24 protein-coding genes are annotated in these 21,096 nt (G+C 39.9%); 11 read left to right on the forward strand and 13 right to left on the reverse strand.

Annotated elements, in window-relative coordinates:
* Window positions 1-4: 4 nt before the first annotated feature.
* The 3 genes from BFP71_RS08815 to BFP71_RS08825 are packed head-to-tail and all read right to left on the reverse strand — an operon-like array spanning window position 5 to window position 3,011.
* A complete protein-coding gene (locus BFP71_RS08815; RefSeq protein ID WP_069835123.1) occupies window positions 5-376 on the reverse strand; it encodes a globin domain-containing protein in 372 nt (123 codons plus the stop codon).
* Window positions 373-1,632: an aminotransferase class I/II-fold pyridoxal phosphate-dependent enzyme gene (locus BFP71_RS08820; protein ID WP_069835124.1), complete on the reverse strand. Its 1,260-nt coding sequence runs from the start codon at window positions 1,630-1,632 to the stop codon at window positions 373-375. The genes BFP71_RS08815 and BFP71_RS08820 overlap by 4 nt, the downstream gene beginning before the upstream one ends.
* A complete protein-coding gene (locus tag BFP71_RS08825) occupies window positions 1,632-3,011 on the reverse strand; it encodes an NfeD family protein (RefSeq protein ID WP_245701830.1) in 1,380 nt (459 codons plus the stop codon). The genes BFP71_RS08820 and BFP71_RS08825 overlap by 1 nt, the downstream gene beginning before the upstream one ends.
* A 41-nt stretch (window positions 3,012-3,052) precedes the next feature.
* Here BFP71_RS08825 and BFP71_RS08830 point away from each other — a divergent pair, with 41 nt between their 5' ends.
* Genes BFP71_RS08830 through BFP71_RS08840 form a run of 3 tightly spaced genes read left to right on the forward strand, consistent with a single transcriptional unit; the run spans window position 3,053 to window position 5,506 of the window.
* Window positions 3,053-3,832 (forward strand): DUF4905 domain-containing protein, encoded by a 780-nt coding sequence (locus BFP71_RS08830; protein WP_069835125.1) that lies wholly within the window; start codon window positions 3,053-3,055, stop codon window positions 3,830-3,832.
* A 3-nt stretch (window positions 3,833-3,835) separates the two neighbouring features.
* Window positions 3,836-4,726: a LysM peptidoglycan-binding domain-containing protein gene (locus BFP71_RS08835; protein ID WP_069835126.1), complete on the forward strand. Its 891-nt coding sequence runs from the start codon at window positions 3,836-3,838 to the stop codon at window positions 4,724-4,726.
* On the forward strand, window positions 4,727-5,506 hold the full coding sequence (locus tag BFP71_RS08840; protein WP_069835127.1) for a TIGR02757 family protein: 780 nt from the start codon (window positions 4,727-4,729) through the stop codon (window positions 5,504-5,506).
* Here BFP71_RS08840 and pyrE read toward each other — a convergent pair whose 3' ends face one another.
* Window positions 5,507-6,154 (reverse strand): orotate phosphoribosyltransferase, encoded by a 648-nt coding sequence (pyrE, locus tag BFP71_RS08845; RefSeq protein WP_069835128.1) that lies wholly within the window; start codon window positions 6,152-6,154, stop codon window positions 5,507-5,509. It abuts the gene before it with no gap.
* 97 nt (window positions 6,155-6,251) lie between these two features.
* On the opposite strand from pyrE, the gene BFP71_RS08850 reads away from it, so the two are divergent.
* Window positions 6,252-6,935 (forward strand): NUDIX hydrolase, encoded by a 684-nt coding sequence (locus tag BFP71_RS08850; RefSeq protein WP_069835129.1) that lies wholly within the window; start codon window positions 6,252-6,254, stop codon window positions 6,933-6,935.
* Here the strand turns inward: BFP71_RS08850 and coaD are convergent.
* From coaD to BFP71_RS08870, 4 genes are all read right to left on the reverse strand, one after another.
* Window positions 6,923-7,378 carry a pantetheine-phosphate adenylyltransferase gene (gene coaD / locus BFP71_RS08855; protein WP_069835130.1) on the reverse strand — a complete coding sequence of 152 codons (456 nt, stop codon included), beginning with the start codon at window positions 7,376-7,378 and terminating at the stop codon, window positions 6,923-6,925. The genes BFP71_RS08850 and coaD overlap by 13 nt on opposite strands.
* Window positions 7,379-7,399: 21 nt before the next feature.
* Window positions 7,400-8,263: a DUF3822 family protein gene (locus BFP71_RS08860; RefSeq protein WP_069835131.1), complete on the reverse strand. Its 864-nt coding sequence runs from the start codon at window positions 8,261-8,263 to the stop codon at window positions 7,400-7,402.
* 6 nt (window positions 8,264-8,269) lie between these two features.
* Window positions 8,270-8,845, reverse strand: coding sequence for a hypothetical protein (locus BFP71_RS08865; protein WP_069835132.1), 576 nt, complete (start codon window positions 8,843-8,845; stop codon window positions 8,270-8,272).
* Window positions 8,846-8,923: 78 nt separating this feature from the next.
* Window positions 8,924-9,415, reverse strand: coding sequence for an NUDIX domain-containing protein (locus tag BFP71_RS08870; RefSeq protein WP_069835133.1), 492 nt, complete (start codon window positions 9,413-9,415; stop codon window positions 8,924-8,926).
* A gap of 49 nt (window positions 9,416-9,464) precedes the next feature.
* On the opposite strand from BFP71_RS08870, the gene BFP71_RS08875 reads away from it, so the two are divergent.
* Both BFP71_RS08875 and BFP71_RS08880 read left to right on the forward strand, forming a co-directional pair.
* On the forward strand, window positions 9,465-9,920 hold the full coding sequence (locus BFP71_RS08875; protein ID WP_069837012.1) for a PaaI family thioesterase: 456 nt from the start codon (window positions 9,465-9,467) through the stop codon (window positions 9,918-9,920).
* 3 nt (window positions 9,921-9,923) lie between these two features.
* Window positions 9,924-11,324: an ATP-dependent DNA helicase gene (locus tag BFP71_RS08880; protein WP_069835134.1), complete on the forward strand. Its 1,401-nt coding sequence runs from the start codon at window positions 9,924-9,926 to the stop codon at window positions 11,322-11,324.
* 8 nt (window positions 11,325-11,332) lie between these two features.
* On the opposite strand, the gene BFP71_RS08885 is transcribed toward BFP71_RS08880, so the two are convergent.
* Window positions 11,333-11,710, reverse strand: coding sequence for a DUF423 domain-containing protein (locus BFP71_RS08885; RefSeq protein ID WP_069835135.1), 378 nt, complete (start codon window positions 11,708-11,710; stop codon window positions 11,333-11,335).
* Window positions 11,711-11,720: 10 nt separating this feature from the next.
* The gene (locus tag BFP71_RS08890; RefSeq protein WP_069835136.1) at window positions 11,721-12,392 is read right to left on the reverse strand and encodes a YggS family pyridoxal phosphate-dependent enzyme; all 672 of its coding nucleotides are present in this window, start codon (window positions 12,390-12,392) and stop codon (window positions 11,721-11,723) included.
* 117 nt (window positions 12,393-12,509) lie between these two features.
* On the opposite strand from BFP71_RS08890, the gene BFP71_RS08895 reads away from it, so the two are divergent.
* Genes BFP71_RS08895 through BFP71_RS08905 form a run of 3 tightly spaced genes read left to right on the forward strand, consistent with a single transcriptional unit; the run spans window position 12,510 to window position 15,350 of the window.
* The gene (locus BFP71_RS08895; protein ID WP_069835137.1) at window positions 12,510-14,054 is read left to right on the forward strand and encodes a GH3 family domain-containing protein; all 1,545 of its coding nucleotides are present in this window, start codon (window positions 12,510-12,512) and stop codon (window positions 14,052-14,054) included.
* 6 nt (window positions 14,055-14,060) lie between these two features.
* A complete protein-coding gene (locus BFP71_RS08900; protein WP_069835138.1) occupies window positions 14,061-14,696 on the forward strand; it encodes a LysE family translocator in 636 nt (211 codons plus the stop codon).
* A gap of 57 nt (window positions 14,697-14,753) precedes the next feature.
* Window positions 14,754-15,350 (forward strand): DUF6992 family protein, encoded by a 597-nt coding sequence (locus BFP71_RS08905; RefSeq protein WP_069835139.1) that lies wholly within the window; start codon window positions 14,754-14,756, stop codon window positions 15,348-15,350.
* Here BFP71_RS08905 and BFP71_RS08910 read toward each other — a convergent pair.
* The 3 genes from BFP71_RS08910 to BFP71_RS08920 are packed head-to-tail and all read right to left on the reverse strand — an operon-like array spanning window position 15,347 to window position 18,153.
* Complete coding sequence (locus BFP71_RS08910) at window positions 15,347-16,396, reverse strand: vWA domain-containing protein (RefSeq protein WP_069835140.1); 1,050 nt, start codon at window positions 16,394-16,396, stop codon at window positions 15,347-15,349. The genes BFP71_RS08905 and BFP71_RS08910 overlap by 4 nt on opposite strands.
* Complete coding sequence (locus tag BFP71_RS08915) at window positions 16,389-17,282, reverse strand: LapA family protein (protein ID WP_069835141.1); 894 nt, start codon at window positions 17,280-17,282, stop codon at window positions 16,389-16,391. The genes BFP71_RS08910 and BFP71_RS08915 overlap by 8 nt, the downstream gene beginning before the upstream one ends.
* Window positions 17,275-18,153 (reverse strand): DUF58 domain-containing protein, encoded by an 879-nt coding sequence (locus BFP71_RS08920; protein ID WP_069835142.1) that lies wholly within the window; start codon window positions 18,151-18,153, stop codon window positions 17,275-17,277. Before BFP71_RS08920 ends, BFP71_RS08915 begins: the two co-directional genes overlap by 8 nt.
* Before the next feature lie 151 nt (window positions 18,154-18,304).
* On the opposite strand from BFP71_RS08920, the gene BFP71_RS08925 reads away from it, so the two are divergent.
* Together BFP71_RS08925 and BFP71_RS08930 are read left to right on the forward strand one after the other, a co-directional pair.
* The gene (locus BFP71_RS08925) at window positions 18,305-18,661 is read left to right on the forward strand and encodes a DUF4296 domain-containing protein (RefSeq protein WP_069835143.1); all 357 of its coding nucleotides are present in this window, start codon (window positions 18,305-18,307) and stop codon (window positions 18,659-18,661) included.
* Window positions 18,662-21,031 carry an endonuclease MutS2 gene (locus tag BFP71_RS08930; RefSeq protein ID WP_069835144.1) on the forward strand — a complete coding sequence of 790 codons (2,370 nt, stop codon included), beginning with the start codon at window positions 18,662-18,664 and terminating at the stop codon, window positions 21,029-21,031. It abuts the gene before it with no gap.
* The last annotated feature ends 65 nt before the right edge of the window (window positions 21,032-21,096 follow it).

Genomic DNA, 21,096 nt, shown 5'->3' on the forward strand with positions numbered 1-21,096 from the left:
TCAATTATTTATTGATCATATGCAACGCGGCCTTATAAACATAGTCCCAGTATTCATCCTTTTGTTGTTCTGGAAATGAAGCTTTCTCCAGTGCATTATACATGTGTTGTAGCCATCTAGTCGCTTCTTCCTGTCCAATTTGCCACTGAAAGTGTCGTCTTCGGAGCATTGGGTGGCCACGTTCATCAGTATAGGTCTGCCTACCGCCGAGTACTTGAATTAAAAAGAGTTTTAATCTGTTTTTTGCTGGTAAGAGGTCTTCTGGGTACATTTTTCTAAGCACGTCATCTTCTGCTATGCCCGCATAGAAATCATCCACCAATTGCAGGATGTTATCCTCCCCAATGCGTTCATACAGGGTTCGCTTTTGGCTCACTGAATTTGATTTAAGGCTTGATCGAAGTCGGAAATTAGATCGTTTGGGTCTTCTATGCCAACTGATATTCTGATTAATCCAGGAGTAATATTGTTTTTCAAACGGTCTTGCTCATCCATATTTGAACTACTCATGGTATAAGGATGTGAAGCCAGTGTTTCCGTACTGCCCAAAGAAACCGCCAGTTTTGCTAATTCTAGTCCATTCAAGAAACTAAAAGCCTCCTTTTCACCACCATTGACCTCAAAAGCCATCATGGCACCGGCGGAATTTTGTTGATTTTGATAAATACGAAAATCGGTATGATCTTCTGTTAAATGACCTAGATAATATACACGCTTTACTTTGTTATGAGACTTCAGAAAATCAGCTAACCTTTCGGTATTTGCGGCCTGTTTCTCCATTCTAAGCGTCACCGTCTCAAGACTGCGCGTAATGAGCCAAGAGGTGAAAGGGGATGCCATACAACCTAATATCGTCCTCAAGCCTTTCACTTGTCGAATTAGTTCTTCTTTTCCAGAACAGGCGCCAGCGATTACATCGCTATGGCCTCCAATATATTTAGTGGCAGAGTATAAATTTAAATCCGCACCATGCGCTATTGGCTTTTGAAAAACAGGCCCAAGATAAGTATTATCAACAGCAAGGATTGGTCGATTTCCGCTGGTAGAAAGCTCTTGAACTAAACTCGAAGCCATACCAATATCAGTGAGGCTAAGCGTAGGGTTTGCAGGAGTTTCTATATAGATCATTTTGAGTCTATCTGCCCTTGGATGCGAGGCAACCATGGCCTTAATATCTTCCTTAGTGGCTCGATGCTCAAATTCTAGCCATTCAATATCAAACTGATTTAAAGTGTGTTTTATAAAGCTATCAGTGCCGCCATAAAGCGGAGATGACATTAAAATAAGATCCCCAGCTTTGCAGAAGGTCATAATAGTAGTAGAGATAGCCGCCATTCCACTTTCGAAAAATGCCGAATCTTCAGCACCATCGAGCTGTGATAAACGGAATTCGGCTGCCGTCAAGTTGGGATGGTTTAGCCTAGTGTAAATAAGGCTTTGGTTTCTTTCCTCTAGCGTTTCAGCTCCAGCGTACTTCTTGAAGAATTCTTTTCCCTCTTCCGCTGTGTTAAACATGAACGTGGATGTTTGGAAGATGGGGTTTTTAATAGAATTTAAAACACTCGATGGATCGTGCCCTGCTCCGACGACTAAGCTTTCGGCGCTAAACTTATCTTGATTTTTCTTATTCATTATTTCGCAGCTCTTACTTTCAGTGTGGCTCCTTCTTGGCTGATTACGATAATGCTCTCACCCTTTTCCACATATTCTCCGCGAGTATAGGCATCGTAAATTTCACCATCTAATTCTATTCTACCACTGGGCCTAAGAATTGTATTTGCGGTACCTTTTTTACCCACCATATTTTCTGGAAAACGGGTAGAAACGTAGCCATCTTTTCGCTCTTGTGTTTCAACAAGTGCCACACGATTGAACATCTGGGTTTTAGTGATCCGATAACCAAAAATGAAAAGGAGGAGCATCGAACTAAAGATGCCTACACCTACTACCGTAGCGGCTGTAGTTATATCCTCTGTCGGCACATAGTCAAAATTAAAAAAGTCATTGCCGATCATCATGAAAATGAGTGAGCCCACAATACATATTATCCCCGAAACTCCAGCGACACCAAATCCTGGAATAACAAATACTTCTAAAGCAATGAGAACAAAACCAACAAAAAAGACAGCAATTTCCCAATTGGCAGCTAAACCATTGAGGTAGTAGGGGACTAGATATAAGATTAGGGCTATACCTGCCGCTGCTAGCGGAAAACCGACACCTGGCGTTTGAAGTTCAAAGAAGATACCGGCTGTAATCACTAAAATTAGAATTCCACTAACAAAAGGGTTCAGGAAAAACGAGATGACTTGTTCTGTTGAAGACAATTCATATTCAATGATCTCGAAATCTTCAATATTATTACGTTTAAGAATATCATCAATACTAGTTACCTCTCCTTCACAAAAACCATTGGCGATAGCTTCAGAAGTAGTAAATGTTACAATCTTTCCAGCTTCTGTTACTCCCTCTATTTCTACACGGTCATCAACCATGCCTTCTGCGATAAGAGGGTCCCTTCCAGTCTGTTCAGCTGTGGATCTCATGATAGACCGCATGTAGGACTGGTATTTGTCAGGTGCCTGAGAACCATCGTTTCCATTTACTAAGGTAGCCGCTCCAATATTAGCGCCGGATACCATATATATACTATCTGCTGCAATGGAGATCAATGCGCCAGCAGAGGCGGCGTCATTATTGATATACATCCAAACGGGCTTTTCGTATTCAAGAATCCTAGTCCTAATGTCATTGGCATCAGCCACAGCACCACCGTAAGTATCCATATCGATGATGATAATATCAGCATTTTCAGATGTAGCCTGCTCTAATGCTAAATCTACGTATCGATTCATTCTTGGGTCAATATCGGCCCTTATTTCCATCAAGAAAACCCTTGTTTTAGTCGAATCAGACTTCGCTTGCTCCTCTGCCAAAACTACAAATGTGAGTAGTAGTACAGAAAGAAGTACAATTGACCTTACGACATTTTTTATTCCTTTGATACCCACCTGAATCGCTTATTTTTGTCTCAAATTACAAATAAAAGGCCTTGTCAGAGCAATTAAAACCCGTTTTTTCACATCAGTTTGAGCAGGACATTTGGGAGGTATTACCCGATGGAGAGAAACTCTTGATCTCGACACGGGACAATGAAAACCTTCAAGTTTCTTTCTCAATGTTTGATCTCGTTGAAAGAAAATTTCTCTGGAAGAATATAAGCTTTGAAGAGTCTTGGTGGATAAGCGCTTACGACTTTCAGGGTGATGTAATTGTATTCCAAACTTATAACGATACTCAGGATATTGAAGCGAGGTCGGTTTTCGGGTTTGATATCAATAGTGAAGAAGCACTTTGGTCTATAGATGATGTAAAACTCAATAAGTCTAATAGAGGTATGCTCAGTATTACGCCGCTCTCTGGAGAATATGAAAGCTTTACCATCGATATTAAAACAGGTCAAGAAATTAGTGAAACCAAGGATGGTGAAGCGCTCGAAAAGTCAGACAATTGTAAGTTTCCACTTCATTATGAATCGGAAAACCCTCATTTCGAAACTTTGGCCAAGTTTGTGAAATCAAAGTTAGGAACGGATTTGATTGGGAGTTGCGATTATCTAGAAGTACCCGAATTTTTCGCAATAGCTGTAAATTCTAAAGATGAGACAGGCTATAATCTCGATTTGTTCGTATTTAAGCATGAAGGAAGTTTACTTCTGGAGAAACCTTTGGATCGAGAATTGAAAGGCTTGGCCTCAGGGACGTTTTTTATAGTGGGGCAAGCACTTATATTTGTTGAGGGAAAACGAAACTTGGTGTTTTATAGTTTTTAAGGAATGAGAAGAATTTTTGGGATTATAGTTTTGACGATCACCTTTTCGCTGACTGCTTTTAGTCAGTCAGATTCTCTAGGAATTGAGAAGGAGGGAGACAAGATTTATGTCATACATAAAGTCAAAGCGAAGCAAACCCTGATTTCTTTGGCCAGAAGGTACCAAACTACCATTACCGAAATCAAAACGGCTAATGATTTATCATCCAATGGCTTGCAAGTCGATCAAATGTTGAAAATTCCATTTGGTGGCACTTTACCAACGGCTAATGTGAAACCCGTCCAATTAGAAACAGTAGAAGTTGAACATGAGGTGGCGGCTGGAGAAACGCTTTTCGCCATATCGAAAAAGTATGGAGTTAGTATTACCGATCTTAAAACTTGGAATCAACTAAGCTCAAACGCTCTTTCATTAGGACAATCTTTGAAAGTGAAAGTTGAAAAACCAGTCGAAAAGGCGAAGGAGGCTGCAACTAACCAGAAACCGAAAACAGTTTCAACACCAACTCCTGTGGCAAAACCTAATACACCTGACATACAAATAGCCACAGATACAACTTCGGTAAAAGAAACCGTTGAGCCAGATCCCGTACCCGAACCGGTGACTTATGATGGCAGAAATTTTGAATCTTACGAGTTAGAAGGCATGGCGGAAGTCATTGATGAAGAAGAACCTTCTACAAAATATTTTGCCTTACATAAAACGGCAAGACCAGGAACGGTTGTTAAGGTCAAAAACTTAATGAATGGTTTGGTGGTCTACGTGCGAGTAGTTGGGACTATTCCAGACACTACCGTCAATGATGACATCATCATAAAACTTAATTTGAAGGCCTATACCCAACTCAAGGCCATCGATAAGCGCTTTAGGGTGCAAATCAGTTACCACCAATAGATGGCTTCTGTTTATTCTCTAGAACTGAAGGACTTCTTAGACGAAAAATTTGAACGCTACAATCAGCCGGGTTTCATCGAAGACGATCCAATCAGTATCCCTCACGCTTACACCCAAAAACAAGATATCGAAATAACGGGCTTTTGGGCTGCAATTTTGGCCTGGGGTCAGCGCGTAACCATCATTAATAAATGCAAAGAGCTTTTTGCTATGATGGATAATCAGCCCTACGATTTTATCTTAAATCACGGCGAAGACGACTTAAGACCATTTCTCAATTTTAAGCATCGCACCTTCAACGATATCGATACCTTATATTTCATTAATTATTTAAGATCATTCTATCAAGCACATGATTCACTTGAGGAGGCATTTTTATCAGGTATGAAAGCGGGCGATGAACATGTTGAAAATGGCCTGATACAGTTCCATAATCAGTTCTTTAATTTACCTGACGCTCCTCAGCGCACTAGAAAACACATAGCTACACCGGCAAGAAAATCGGCATGCAAGCGCATAAATATGTTTCTAAGGTGGATGGTTAGAAGTGATGATAAAGGCGTTGATTTTGGCTTATGGAAGAAAATTCAACCCAATCAGTTGATTTGCCCATGTGATGTTCATGTGGAAAGAGTTGGCCGTAGATTAGGACTAATCGAGCGAAAACAGGTGGACTGGCAAACTGCCTTAGAATTAACAGAAAACCTAAAGCAATTCGATCCAAAAGATCCGATCAAATATGATTTTGCCCTCTTCGGGCTTGGCGTTCAAGAAAAGTGATCAACCCCAATTCGCTGGATCATTTCTCCACTGCTGGAGCGATTCTAGATCAGCATTGTCGATGTATCCCAATTCCATCGCTTTTTCGAGCATGATTTGATAATTACTAAGACAATGTAATTTAATCCCGGCCTTTTTAAAGTTATCATCGGCTAGGGGAAATCCGTAAGTAAAAATTGCCAACATACCGAGTACCTCAATCCCAGATTGTTGTAAGGCATCAGCGGCTTTAAGCGAACTACCTCCAGTTGAGATGAGGTCTTCCAAAACAATTACCTTTTGCCCCGGAGTCACTTTTCCTTCGATCAGGTTTTCCATACCATGGCCTTTTGGCTTTGACCTTACATAAATAAAAGGTACCCCGAGTGCTTCAGCCAAGAGCGCCCCTTGAGGTATACCAGCCGTGGCTACGCCTGCAACAGCTTCATAGCCAGGGAAATGCTGGTTGGCAGCCTCTGCAAGTACCTCTTTAATAAAAGTTCGAGTTTCTGGAAAAGAAAGAGATAATCTGTTATCACAATAAATGGGTGATTTCCAACCTGAACTCCATGTAAAAGGATTTTCTTTGTTCAGTTTAATGGCTTGAATTTGAAGTAAATCAGACGCTACTTTTAGAGCAGTTTGCTTATCATTGTGATCATTTCCCATGTCGCGAATTTAATAGATTTTTTTTCTGAAATGACACGATATTGTTTCAGCTAGTTAGAGATTTTTTTTCCATATTGACAAAGAATTAATTCTCTCTATGAGGATATACATTAAGGACACCCCGCTCAGAATCAAGAGACCCGATCAAATTAAGGACAAAACCTTTTTTGATGAAGTTATCCAAGAGGAAGACCTTTTGATTAACGAAAAGAAATTTCGTGGTAACATGCTTATTCGAAATGCCGATCGAAATGCCATAAAGAGTATTCTCTTCATTCTTCACAATAAGAAAATTAAAGGTCTTGAATCCGTCACAGTTGTGACTGCCTACTATGACGAGACCATTGACTACATAAAAAGTAAGTTTAAGATTATAAAAGCAGGCGGCGGCGTAGTATACAAAGACGGTAAAGTTCTAATGATCCATCGTTTAGGTAAATGGGACCTACCGAAAGGAAAAATCGAAGGTGATGAGACTTTCAGAATGGGGGCTCAGCGCGAAGTAGAAGAGGAGTGTAATGTTACTGTCGAAGTTTTAGATAAGGTTTGCACTACTTGGCATACTTATACAAAGGGCCAAAAGAGTATTCTGAAAAAGACGGTTTGGTACCAAATGGACTGTTTGGACGATAGTAAAATGAAACCGCAGATAGAAGAGGGTATCGATGAAGTGCGGTGGATGAATAAAAAGGAGATCGACGTGGCCAAATACAACGCCTATCAGTCAATTCAGCACGTTTATAATAAGTTCCTTAAGAAGCTAATGCTTCACAAATCGTAAGGCAAGTATTTATCTACATTCCCGCCATAGCGATGCACTTCGCGAATAATAGAAGAATTCAGAGCCGCTAATTCTGGCGATGTAATCAAGAATACCGTTTCTAAATCAGCATTTAAATCTCGATTCACTTGAGAAATACTGTTTTCATACTCGAAGTCAGTAGTATTTCTGAGTCCACGTAGAATATGACTAGCTCCCAACTTATCGGAAATCTGGGCAGTCAATTCATTATAAACTAATACAGATACTTCTGGCGTACCTTGGAAGGTCTGGTTGATTTTCTCCTCCATGTACTTTATTTCGAAATACCGATTCGCTTTTTGACTGTTGTAGCCAATGGCAATGACTATTTCGTCAAATAATTTTAGACCTCTCCTAACAATATCCTCATGGCCTTTAGTAAAAGGGTCGAATGAGCCCGGGAAAACGGCAATTCTCTTCATAGAGTAAATCTAGTGAATAAATTAAAGGTTAGATAATACGTCGAAGTACTCGTAAGATTCTAGTTCGTTAAAAACCGGGTGAATCATAAGTCCAGAAGGTCTTTGACCGAGCTCTACGTTGCTGAAGAATTTACGAAGGGTAGGCATATACGCCTCAACTTGATCTTTTGTGCCATGTACTAATAAAGGAATGGCCTGGCCAGCATCGCTAAATTGCTGGGCTGTAAGCAGTGCCAACTTAACAAGCTGTTTGGCTTCAGAAAAATGGAACTGATTATAGATGGCCAATCGGCTTAAATTGAAGCCAGCAATTTGTACGCCACTCGCATTGAGCGACATGTATAGACTATTATTTGCTTTAGTTCTCAGCTGATTTTTAATACCATTTAAATAAGCAATACTCTGATGGTTGAAGTAAAGCGCTGTCCGAGGGTAACTAGTTTTGAACCAGTCTTTGACTGCCGCGGGGTAACCAAAGGCAACGGTCATCCCAAGTTCGTCTAGAATTTTGAAATGGTAATCGTCAGTATTTGGGTCCGTAGGCTCATTTAACCTTACATATGCCGATAAATGCTTTTTATCGAAAACCGGAAAGGGGATTAAAGAGAATTTCTTATTTCTGAAAAAGACGTGTATTTCCTTCCAGAAACCCGCAGGTACTAGGATATGATCATCATAGATAGCTTGTAAATTCTCTACCGTATTGAGCTCCTGGTCAAATGGTCGATTCTCAAAGAGAAGAAGCTGCTTCTTCTGAATATCAAATATCGATATCTCACAAGCATCCTCAGAAATAAAAAACGAAAGACGATATTGACCAATTCGGTCAATATCCAATCTTTCGTCTTTAATAGATATGATTTCTTGCGTGGTCGTAGAACGCACTTTATTCTACCAGTTACCTGATGTAGTAATATCAGTTCTAGACCCGAATCTTAAAGGTCTTCTGTTGTCGATCTCGGAATCGTCCTTTCTTGATCTGTCGAAAGGGTAAGTATCAACTACTTCAATATAATCTACACTAACACCAGATCTTATAGAATCTTTAGCATAAAGTGAGAAGAATTTACCTTTTGCGTGTGGAAGCTCAGGTAAACTAGTGACATCAAAGTTTGGAGCAAAAAGTGAATCTTTTACTGGTACCGAACCAAGTGTATCATAGAAAAATTCTGATCTCTCTTGATTGTAAGGCAATTTGATAATTTCCTCTCTTCTTTGGATCAAGTAGATTTTTCCAGTATCAGCAAAAGCGACAAGTTTTTCCCAAGTGTCAGCATAATCACCGAAAACACTTTGGTATACAATCTGAGCGTCACGAATCTGAGAAAGCCTTGCTTTCACCAAATTTTCGACTCTTTCAATTTCTTTACCTTCTTCAATGGTTTTATTAATTCCATCATAAAGAAAATAGCCTACTAACAAGGCTAGCAGGAAGAAAACGAGTGTCAGTATTTTAGTAAGGTTCATTTTATAGGTCGATTTTTGCTAATTTAACTAATTATTTAGGTAATCCCACAATGAATTGAAGCGCTAGTTTATGGATAATTAATGAAATTTGAAATAACCTTTTAGATTAATCAACGTATCGATGTCCTCGGCATGCTGCAGTACATAGTGTAAACTTTTCTTTTTTTCTCGAATAAGTGCCTTCAGGTCATAGAATCCAACACTTGTTATGATTTGATTATTTTTTTCCATTTCGGGATCTTCACCAAGAATGGGGGCATCATTATTTGTGCGGACTAGGAAGAAAAGTTCTATGCCATGCAGGGGTGGATCAAGGTACTCATGAACAAACAAAAAGCGATCAACTTCTATCGTTAATCCAGTCTCTTCCTTGTACTCTCTTTTTAAAGCCTCGCTGGCACTTTCGCCATATTCCATACCACCGCCAGGGGGCGCCCACAGTGAGCCAGTTTTCCCTAAGGATTTGTGGTGAACGAGCAGGATCTTCTCGTCCCTAATACAAATACCGCATACTCTGACACGGAGCTTTTTGCCATAAACTTCTGAAATCTTAGCATCTAAATTGGCCATGAATAGGGGCGACTAACACCGAGTAGATATATTTGTACAAATGACTAACATGGTAAAGGTATTTAATCCTCAATTTAAGTCAAGAATTGAGAAGTTTCTTGAAAGGCAACACTTTATGAAGCTCGTTGGTTTTGAGCTAACGGAGATCAGTGAAGGAAGAACCGAGGGTTGGTTAGATTTAGGATTGCAACATCAACAACAGACAGGTTTAGTGCATGGAGGCGTTACTGCCACGTTAGCCGATATTGTTGCAGGTTTTGCGGCTTGTACAGTCGTAAAGGAAGATCAGCACGTGGTTACTGGTGAAATAAAGATATCATATTTCGCCCCAGGGAAAGGCCAAAAGCTGTATGCAAAAGGTTGGGTAGTAAAACAAGGTAAGAAAATGAGTTTTTGTGAAGCTGAGGTATGGTCAGTCGATGGTGATAAAAAGACCCTAATCGCAAAGGCTACCACGAGCATGGTAACCATCTTTCCCGAAGACATGTCAAAAAGGGAGTCATAAGTATTGGCAAAACCATCTGAAATACTGAGCAGTAAATTCCCTTTTGAACCCACTAAAGGGCAAAAAGATCTTTTTCATCTTTTCGATGATTTCCTGATTAACGAAAAGCTTCACAAACCTACATTAGTGCTTAGAGGCTATGCCGGTACTGGAAAAACGACAGTAGTTGGTGCTATCGTAAAAACGCTGCCATTTTTCAATTTCAAGTATGTATTGATGGCGCCCACTGGGCGAGCAGCGAAAGTGATGGCAGGCTATACCAATAGAACGGCCTTTACTATTCATAAAAAGGTGTTTCAGCAAACCGCCGAACCAGGAGGAGGCCTAGTCTTTAAACGACAAAATAACTATCATAAGAATACACTCTTTATTATAGATGAAGCTTCCATGATTTCCGATAAGGCTGATTATGGTAGAAATGGCCTGCTCACCGATCTTCTTGACTACGTTTTTTCACAAGATGGGAATCGCCTATTGCTTATTGGCGATGTAGCACAGCTACCTCCAGTAGGATCACTCGAAAGTCCAGCTTTAGAACGTGATTTTCTGGCACAATCTTTCGGAGTCGATGTAAACGCTTTAGAACTCCGCGAAGTCATGCGGCAAGCACAAGAGTCAGGTATTTTGTTCAACGCCACCAATCTCCGAAATCAGCTTTTAGAGGAGAAAGCGATCATTAAGTTAGCTACTTCGCGCTTTAAGGACACCTTCAAAATGACGGCCGAAAGGTTGGAAGATGGGCTCAGGTATGCTTATGATAAATATGGGACTGAAAACGCTGTAATTATTTGCAGGAGTAACAAAAATGCGGTCCAATACAACCAATATATTAGGCGAGCAATACAGTTTCGGGAAGATGAACTCGAAGCAGGCGATCACTTAATGATCGTTCGGAACAACTATCACTTCCTACCCGAGAGCTCCGCAGCAGGTTTTTTGGCAAATGGAGATTTTGTTGAGGTTTTAAAAATCATTCGATTTGAAGAGTATTACGGGCTTAGGTTTGTGGACTTAAGGCTCCAATTATTAGACTACCCCGATCAAGAACCGTTTGAGGCCAAGGTGATTCTAGATACAATTTACTCTCCCGAAGCTTCCTTAAACGATGCTGCTTACAAGCGGCTTTATGAAGAAGTGACCTCCGAATATGAAGACCTACCAACGAAAACGGAAAGAATAAAAGCGATTAAGAAAAACCCTTATTTGAATGCCCTACAGGTAAAGTTTTCTTACGCCCTTACCTGTCATAAATCTCAAGGTGGGCAGTGGGATGCTGTTTTTGTCGATCAAGGCTATCTGACAGAAGAAATGGTAGACCACGAATATATTCGATGGCTCTATACAGCTGTTACACGGGCTACTAAAGAGCTATTTCTCGTCAATTTCCATCCTCGGTTCTATTGAAAAGTTGGTTAGCCGTTTTTCCCTACGCCGAGAATTAAAAAGACCCAACCCATAATTAAGGACAAGCCACCGATGGGTGTTATTGCTCCAAGCCAAGTCATATTTGTCAAGCTCAAGGTATATAATGAGCCACTAAAAATAGCGATCCCCACGATGAAACAAATGCTTGCATAATTGAAATAATTGCTCTGAATATTGAGCATAATAATGCCGAGCAGAATTAAGGCAAAAGTGTGGTAGAACTGATATTTAACCCCTGTTTCAAAAGTTTCAATCCGACCATTGGCACTTAATGTAGATTCAAGTCCATGTGCCCCAAAAGCACCTATTCCTACCGATAATGCACCTAAAATGCCACCAATTATTAATACTGTCTTTGCAGTCATATCCTTTACATTAATAGTTTCTTGACCCGAAAATCGCGCTACCAATTCGCACCATTGTGCTTCCACTAGCACAAGCAATTTTATAGTCACCCGTCATACCCATCGACAATTCTTCCATCGATACATTTGGTAATGAAATGTTCGACTTTATGGTTTCAAAAAGCCCTCTTAACCCTTTAAATTCTTGATCTACCTGTTGTTCATTACTCGTATTTGTCGCCATACCCATCAACCCTACAATCTTGACGTTTTCCAGCGACCTCAATTCATCACTATTCAGGAATTCGAAAAGCTCAGTTTCATCAAAGCCGAACTTACTTTCTTCTTGGGCGATGTGTACTTGAAGCAGACAATTAATAACCCGATCATTTTTCAGCGCCTGCTTGTTGATTTCTTTTAATAACCTTGGGCTATCCACGGCATGAATCAAGTGAATAAAAGGTGCAATGTACTTTACTTTATTCCGCTGCAAATGGCCGATCATATGCCACATGATATCTTTTGGAAGCTCCTCAGATTTTGTCACTAGCTCTTGAACTTTATTTTCGCCAAAATGGCGCTGTTCTGCTTCATAAGCCTGTAACAAATCCTCCATTGGCTTAGTCTTACTGACGGCAATAAGCTTTGTATCAGTAGGAGAAAGTAGTTTATTGAAGCTTTTTATATTCTCTGCAATTGCCATAGCTTGGAAATACGGTCGAGTTTAGATTTATACTATCTTTGAACAATTATTCAGTGTGTCAAAGTTAGTATATTTTGTCCGCTGAATACTGTCATTTTCTAGAGAAGAAAGTAAGGAATGCCGATAATTGGATCAATATTAAAGAAAGGTATCAAGCTTCGTGAGACATTGGAGCAAGACTACACTTCCCCGTACGATTTACAGAAAAAGGAGCTTTCTAAGCTATTGATCAGTGCACGCAATACACAATTCGGTCGAGAATACGACTTTCATAGCGTTTTAGAAAAATTCAGGAGTTCAGGTCCACACGATTTCTTTGAGCAGTTTAAAGCTAATGTTCCAGTTTCGGATTATGATAAAATGAACGATGATTGGTGGCGTAAAACTCGAGACGGCGAAGCAGATGTGAGTTGGCCAGGCAAGACTAAGTTTTTTGCTTTAAGTTCTGGTACATCAGGGGCAGCGTCTAAATATATTCCCGTAACTAAGGATATGACCCGCCAAATCCGTAAAACAGGAACAAGGCATATTTACACCCTTTCGAAGTACGATTTGCCAGATAAATTCTTTCAGTCTGGTATGCTTATGCTTGGTGGAAGTACAGCGCTAAATTTTTCTGGAAACTACTATTACGGCGACCTCAGTGGGATCACCACAGGTCAACTGCCAGTTTGGATACAAGGCTTTTCTAGACCAACACCAAAAATCAAGAAACATAAAGATTGGGAAACCAAGCTTGAAGAAATTGTAGAGTCTGCACCCAAATGGAATATCGGTATGATTGTAGGTGTGCCAGCTTGGATGACGATCTTGATAGAGCGAATTATTAAGCGTTATGGCTTGAATAATATCCATGACATTTGGCCAAACTTAGAGGCCTTTGTACATGGAGGAGTCGCTTTTGAGCCATATAAAAAGAGTTTTGATAAGTTACTAGGGCGCCCGATTCATTATATCGAGACATATTTAGCTTCTGAAGGTTTTATCGCTTTTCAGGATGCTCCTAATAAGCGATCCATGCGGTTAATGCTCAATGGAGGAATATTCCATGAGTTTGTACCCTTTAATGAGCAAAACTTTGATGAAGATGGGCAGATCGTGGATAATCCTGAAACCCTGATGATCGATCAAGTCGAAGAAGGAAAGGATTATGCGCTTCTTATTTCCACTTGTTCTGGTGCTTGGCGCTACATGATAGGAGACACTATCCAATTCTTGAATAAGCGTAACTCAGAAATTATCATCACAGGAAGAACAAAACATTTCTTAAGTCTCTGTGGTGAGCATTTATCGGTCGATAATATGAATAGAGCCATAGAAATGGCTTCGACTGAATTCAATATCGGAATAAAGGAATTCACTGTGGCAGGTGTTCCTGATGGTAAACTCTTTGCCCATCACTGGTATATCGGTACCGATGATGAGGTCGAGGAAACTGCCTTAATGGAGAGAATCGATCAGTGTTTAAAAGAACTTAATGACGATTATGGAGTTGAACGTCAGCATGCATTGAAAAATGTGAGACTTGAGGTACTACCAACTGAGGTTTTCTATGACTGGCTTAGATCCGAAGGTAAAGAGGGTGGTCAAACCAAATTTCCCCGTGTACTAAAGAAAGAAAAATTAGAGAGTTGGACGACTTTTGTGACGGAGCAAGTCTAGAGGAGCATGGATATAATCATTAATGGCTTACTTTATGGATTGCTGCTGTGCGTTTTAATCGGTCCAGTCTTTTTCGCATTGATTCAAAACTCTATTGAAAAAGGGTTTTTCTCTGGATTTTTTATGGCAGTTGGGATCGCGCTCAGCGATAGTATCTACATTGTGGTCACTTATCTAGGTGTATCCCAATTCGTCGATAATCCATCATTCAATATGTGGCTAGGTGGCATAGGAGGTACAATTATGCTCGTATTTGGGTTCGTGTACCTATTGAAACCTATTCCCACCAAAGGGTTGAAACAATTGCATGCCGAAGAGACCAAATGGTTTCAACAGATTGTAAAAGGATTCGCGTTAAACGGTATTAACCCTTTTGTACTCATTTTCTGGATAGGTATTATGAGCAAAGTCACGTTGGATATGGCCTATAATACCAATCAAGCGATCTATTTCTTTATAGTGGTGATTGCTACAGTATTTTCAGTAGATGTACTGAAGGCACATTTTGCGGTAAAGCTAAGCCAGATTGTGACCCCAAGGTTTATGAAAATTATGAATCGCGTGGTAGGCGTAGCCCTCATTGTTTTTAGTCTTAGACTATTCAATTTCGTGTTGGAGGGTTACGACATTCATTTGTTCTAGTCCGTTTTAAACTCTTTTTGAGCTAATGAGTTAAGGTTTCATAGATTTCTATTTGCTATGAAGAAGTACCTACTCGTCATTTCCATTTTCACCCTATTTACGTTTGATGCCGTAGCACAAACTTCCGAATTGACGGAGTTTAACCAAGAGCGCTTGCATGTCAATAAAATCGGAATGATGGTTTTAGGAGGCTGGGCGTTGGGTAATATGGCGACTAATGGAGTGCTACTAAGAAACCCCTCTTCAAATGAGCAAGCCCATTTCTACAGAATGAATATTTTCTGGAATGTAGTGAACTTAGCCCTAGCGGTACCTGGTTTCAGGCATTCCATCATCACAGATCCGTCGTCTCTCTCGCTGGCAGAAACAACGGCTGAGTTTCATCAAATGAGCAAGATAGTGCTCATGAATGCCGCGCTTGACGTGGCATATATTACAGGAGGTTATCTCATGCGGGAAATGGCTAAAACTCGACCTAATAAGCAAGATATATTGCGTGGGTATGGAAAGTCATTGATACTTCAAGGAGGCTTTCTACTCGCCTTCGATGCCGTCTTATTTCTTGCCCTTCAATCAAAGAGTAAAGGGTTGACCAGTTTGTTAGATAAAGTGACAATTACGCCAGAAAGCGTTGGATTAGTCTTTAGGTTTTAGTCCTCTAAAATATTGCTGATAAAAGTACTTTTCGAGAGCAAGTAAAGGATAAAAAACACGATACCCCAACTCAAGTAGATAGCGTAAAAATCAGTGGTATTCTTGTAACGTGTTTCCTTAATTTCTGCCTTCTCATATTCGTCAATTAAACCGAATACATTGGCTAGTGCTTGGTTATCGGAAACTCGGTAAAACTGCCCAGACCCTATTTTGGCAATCTCTCGGAGCGTTGTCTCATCCAGTGTGTTTTCCACATAATTTGGTCTGCCAAAGAAGTCTTTTCCAAACGGCACCTTACCTTCTTTGCCTATACCAATCGTATAAATTTTAATGTCGTAAGCAGCGGCTAATTCAGCGGCGGTAATTGGGTCGATGTTACCCGCGGTATTATCACCATCTGATAGCAAAATCATCACTTTTGAGGCAGCTTCAGACTCCCGCATTCTGTTAGTGCCAACTGCAATAGCACTGCCTATGGCTGTTCCGCGATTCTCGATTTTATTGAAGTCAATCTCTTCTTCAATAAACTTATATAACAACTCATAATCGGTAGTGAGCGGCGACAATGAGTAGGCATCGCCGGAGAATATGACTAGACCTATTCTGTCTTGCTGTCTACCCTCAATAAAGGTTCGGGCGGTACGTTTCGCCGCTTCAAGTCTATTTGGCTTAAAGTCCTCGATTTGCATAGACTCGGAAATATCAATCACCAAAGCAATATCAATACCCTCAGACCATTGTTCTACTTGTTCGTTGGTACGTTGCGGTCTGGCCAATGCGGTGAGTAATAAGATTAAAGCCAAAGCCATAAGTGCATTTGGAATAAACCTTAAGTAGCTTGTCCAGTGCTTCGAAAGCTCCTTTTTAGGTAAAGCAACGGGTAGCTTTTGTTTTATTTTACTACCGATAAGCCACTTCATTACAAAAAGTAATAGCACCAGTGGAATGGCATACAGTACAAAGAAGAATTCCCAATCAAATGATTTGAAAGCAGTAGGAGTGAACCACTCCAATGAATACCATTTATAAAGCGTTTGGTCAAGCATTCTTGATTCCCTCCGTTACGTGATTATATCTGTCTTCCGAATAGTCCTTTAAAAACTCAAAATCGTTTTGCAAAGCAGTCACTTCCACAGGACTGTAAATGTTTTTATCGATAGACTTGAGCGTTTCCTCTAATGAACCATTTTCCTGAATACTTACGAGCTCTTTGGTAGTGAGTTTGGTGTATGGAATCTTTTCCAATTTCTCCATATAGCTTTTCCAGAACTTCAATACAGATTCAATTTTCATCTTAGACGTATCTGCATTTAAATGTTCAATTTCTTGATCAAACTCTAATTTGAACTTGGCGAGTTGCTTCTTTAAACGGTAAAGCTTGATCCGTTTTTTCAACTCTTTTCCCCAAACGATCAATACCACTAGCGTTATAAACCCAAGTGTAACCAAGCCTACTACCCAATAAGGATAATTAAACTGTAATGAAGTCGGCTGATATGCTGATGTCTCTGCCATACTTACCGAATCTGGCATTATGGTGACCACCTGATTTAAAATAATTGAATCTATGTCGCTGAAAAGTTCTAGGCTATCGGAACCTGTGTCTAGAAAAACAGGTAAACTTAAACGTTGTACAGTGTCTATTTCAAATGTAGCTAAACGATAAACCGCACTGTCAATACTATTAATTGAATCTGATTCCGTGTCGAAATAATCTTTCCCCAAAAGTTCAAAAGGGGAGAAATCAAACAAGGAATCAGGAAAAATGACCTTTCGATTCTTGCGATCTTTATAGCTCAAAGAGTACACTACCGACTCTCCAATTTTCACACTATCCTTCAGGAAATAGCCATAGGGCTTATTGTCCTGCCCGTGGGCAGCACTTATTAAAACAGTAACTAATACTAGGAGTCCAAAAAACCTTCTAATCACGTTTCATCGTTTTATTCCTGATCATAAAGAGCTTAATCAATTGCGGGACGTAATTGTCTTTTGTATTAATCTCTAAGTAGTTGATCTGGTGTTTTTTGCAAAATTTTTCTAATTCACCCTTGTTGGCACTATAGGTTTTTTCGAGCTTATTTCTGAAGTCTTTAGAAGAGGTATTTACCCAAACTGTCTTTTGATTCTCTTTGTCATAAACAGGTACAATGCCCAAGTTTGGTAAATGCGTTTCGCGATCGTCCTTTAGATGAATAACAACAACATCGTGTCTCTTGGCAATTAAACGCAAGCTTTGTTCGTAACCCTCGTCGATAAAGTCAGAGATAATTAGAATAACACTCTTTTTATGAATGATTTCCAATGCCCTTTTTAAGCCTTCGTCAATTTTGGTTCTAGTAGATTTTGGTTTGTGATTGTATAACTCATGAATGATAGCATAGCCATGTTTTACACCTTTGCCCGACTTCATGTATTTCTCTTTTTGGTCAGAGAAAGTTAAAAGACCAACACGATTTTGCTGTTTGATGGCAGCTAGCGTCAGCACGCCAGTAATTTCTTTACCAATGTCTACTTTTTGAGCACCAGGATTACCGATCTCCTGAGAAGCACTAACGTCCAGCAAGAAAAAAACAGTTTGTTCCTTTTCTTCCTTGAAAGTCTTTACAAATGTACCATGACCTTTCGCAGATACATTCCAGTCAATACTCCGCGTGTCATCACCATATTGGTATTCACGTACACCGTCGAACTCCATACCTGAGCCCTTGAAAATAGAGTGAAAATCACCCTGCATTCGCGAATTGATGGCTTTTCTAATTTGTATTTCGTACTTCCTAAGTTTGGAAATAATATGCTCCATAATAAAGAGTCAAAAATATGACTTATTTGAGTTCTGAAAAGGCCTTTGCTTCTTAATTTTGGTTAATTCTTGGGGTTTTCCTCCGTCATATCCTTTACTTTTACATCTCGTAAGAATAAAGAGTTGTCGAAATTAACTTGGACGAGCTGAGGTGAAAAAGGTTTTTTTATATGTGGTTGTTATAATTGTTTTTTCCTGTGGGAAAAAAGAAGAAGGGCCAGCGGATATTTTGAGCCAAGAGCAGATGGTTTCTCTCTTGATAGATATTCGCGAAGCAGAAGGAAAAGTTGCCACGGTAACCATTAGCAAAGACTCTGCAAACATAGTTTACAAGGAACTGGAAAGAAGGATTTTTGAAAAACAGCAAGTCGATTCAGCACTTTACCAAAAGAGTTACGATTATTATCTATTACATACCAAGAAATTTATTGAAATCACCAACGTGGTGATCGATAGCTTAAAGATGAGGCAACAGTACCTTACTTCTGGCAGAAGGAGCTCAAAATAAATGCTTTACCCCAAAAATTTAGAGTCTAAGTTAGGATTCGATAAAATCAGATTAAGCCTTCAAGAAGCTTGTGAAAGCAACTTGGGCCATGAATTTGTTCATAAAATCAAATTCTCGTCCGACCGAAATCTTATTGATAAATGGCTTTCCCAAACAGACGAGTTTGTCAGAATAATTGAAAGTGGAGACCTCTTTCCCAACTCCAATTACATTGACATTTCTACTTATTTCAATAAAGCAAGAGTAGAGAATTCGCATTTGGCCGAAGAGGAGTTTTTTGACATCGTTTTGACCCTGAAAACGCTGAATCGGTGTCTTGATTTTTTTAGAGAAAAACATGAAGATTACCCTGTCCTTTCTGAGCTGACGCATCCGGTATATTTTAATGAAAACTTACTTTGGTCGATTGACAAAGTTTTTGATGAACGCGGAAAGCTAAAAGATAATGCGAGCGATAAACTTTATCAATTAAGAAAAGCGATCGCTTCACAAAGGCAACGCTTAAGAGGTTCCCTTGATCGGATAATTTCTCATGCTAAAAAAGAAGGTTATACTCCAGACGACCTTTCTATAACGATTAGAAATGGCCGAATGGTAATCCCACTTTATGTGGAACATAAAAGACGAATTAAAGGTCTTGTACATGGCGAGTCGGCCACGGGCCAAACCGTCTACTTAGAACCAAATGAAGTTTTTGAAATCAATAATGAGGTTCAAGAACTAGAATACGCTGAGCAAAGAGAGGTGGTGAGAATACTCACGGAGTTAACCGATCTTTTACGTCCAGAGATAGAGAGCCTTCAAGGCATTATGAAATTTCTGGGCCTCATTGACTTTATTAGAGCAAAGGCACGTTACGCATTGAGCATTGAAGCCTGTAAGCCTCAATGGTCTGAGATGAGGAGCTTTGATTGGTTGAAAGCAAGGCACCCTTTACTCTTACAAAAGCATAAGGAGCTTAATAAACCTGTGGTCCCTTTAACAATCGGACTAAATGGAGAAGAGAGAATAGTTATCATTTCAGGGCCAAATGCAGGTGGAAAAAGTGTTTGTTTAAAAACCGTTGGCCTGCTGCAATATATGTTTCAGTGTGGCCTTTTAGTCTCGGTAGATGAAAGCTCCACGTTTACGCTTTTTAGGGATTTGTTTATTGATATTGGTGATGAACAGTCTATTGAAAATGACCTGAGTACCTATAGTTCTCACCTTATTAACATGAAAAACTTACTCAGTCATGTCAATAAGAAGAGTCTCTTTCTAATCGATGAATTTGGAACAGGTACGGAGCCACAATATGGCGGTGCGATAGCCGAGGCGATTCTCATGGAATTGAACGCGGCCAAGGGAATGGGGGTTATTACGACCCACTACGGAAACTTAAAAGACTATGCCGATAAGAACGCTGGACTCGCGAACGGTGCCATGCGCTATGATATCGGAAATTTACAGCCACTTTACGAATTAGAAGTTGGTAAACCAGGTAGCTCTTTTGCACTAGAGATTGCAACAAAAATCGGATTACCGAAATCTACTATCGAGCAGGCAAAAAGAAGGGTCGGAGTGAAACAGGTCTCTGTAGATAAAATGCTTGGAGAACTACAATCTCAGAAGCAAGCAGTAGACAAAGCAGCTGATCGATTAAAGTCCAGAGAAGTTGAATTAGAAGAACTGACCGCACAATACAGAGATTTAAAGACTCACCTAGAAAAACAAGAAAGAAAAGTACTGAACGCAGCCAAAAAAGAAGCCCAGTCTATCATTTCAAACGCGAATAAAGAAGTCGAAAAAGCTATTCGTGTGATAAAAGAAAAAGAGGCCGATAAACGTGTGGTAAAGGCACAGCGCGAAAAGCTTGATGATTTGAAAAGTAAGCATCAAGTGAAGGAGGCGTTAGCAAAAGCAGCCGATAATGTAGCTATTGAAGTTGGCGATTACGTGATGGTCAAAGGTCAGGAAACGGTTGGCCAAGTCGCTGCTATAAAAGGTAAGGATGCAGAATTAAAAATGGGTGCACTTACTTCTTTTGTGAAACTTAATCGACTAGAGAAAGTAAATCGAAAGGCGTATAAAAAGCAGGGGCAAAATCAGTCTTTCAGTAGTTTTGATTATACAGCAAAACGAGCCGGATTTTCGGCCAAGTTGGATATTAGAGGAAAACGAGCCGAAGAAGTTATTTCAATTTTAGATCAATGGCTCGATGAAGCGATTTTGTTGGACGAAAAAGAGCTTCAGATTCTTCATGGAAAAGGAAATGGAGTACTGAGGCAAGTAGCTAGAAACCACTTAAGCTCCTTTAAGCAAATTAGTAGTTTAAAAGACGAGCATGTGGATAGAGGCGGCGCTGGAATTACAGTCGTTCGCCTTAAATAATTGCAATTGGCTAAGCCTAACAAGGGGTGAATAAAATAAAAAGCCTTTCCGCATTTGCGGAAAGG

It is taken from the genome of Roseivirga misakiensis (assembly GCF_001747105.1).
Taxonomy (GTDB): domain Bacteria; phylum Bacteroidota; class Bacteroidia; order Cytophagales; family Cyclobacteriaceae; genus Roseivirga; species Roseivirga misakiensis.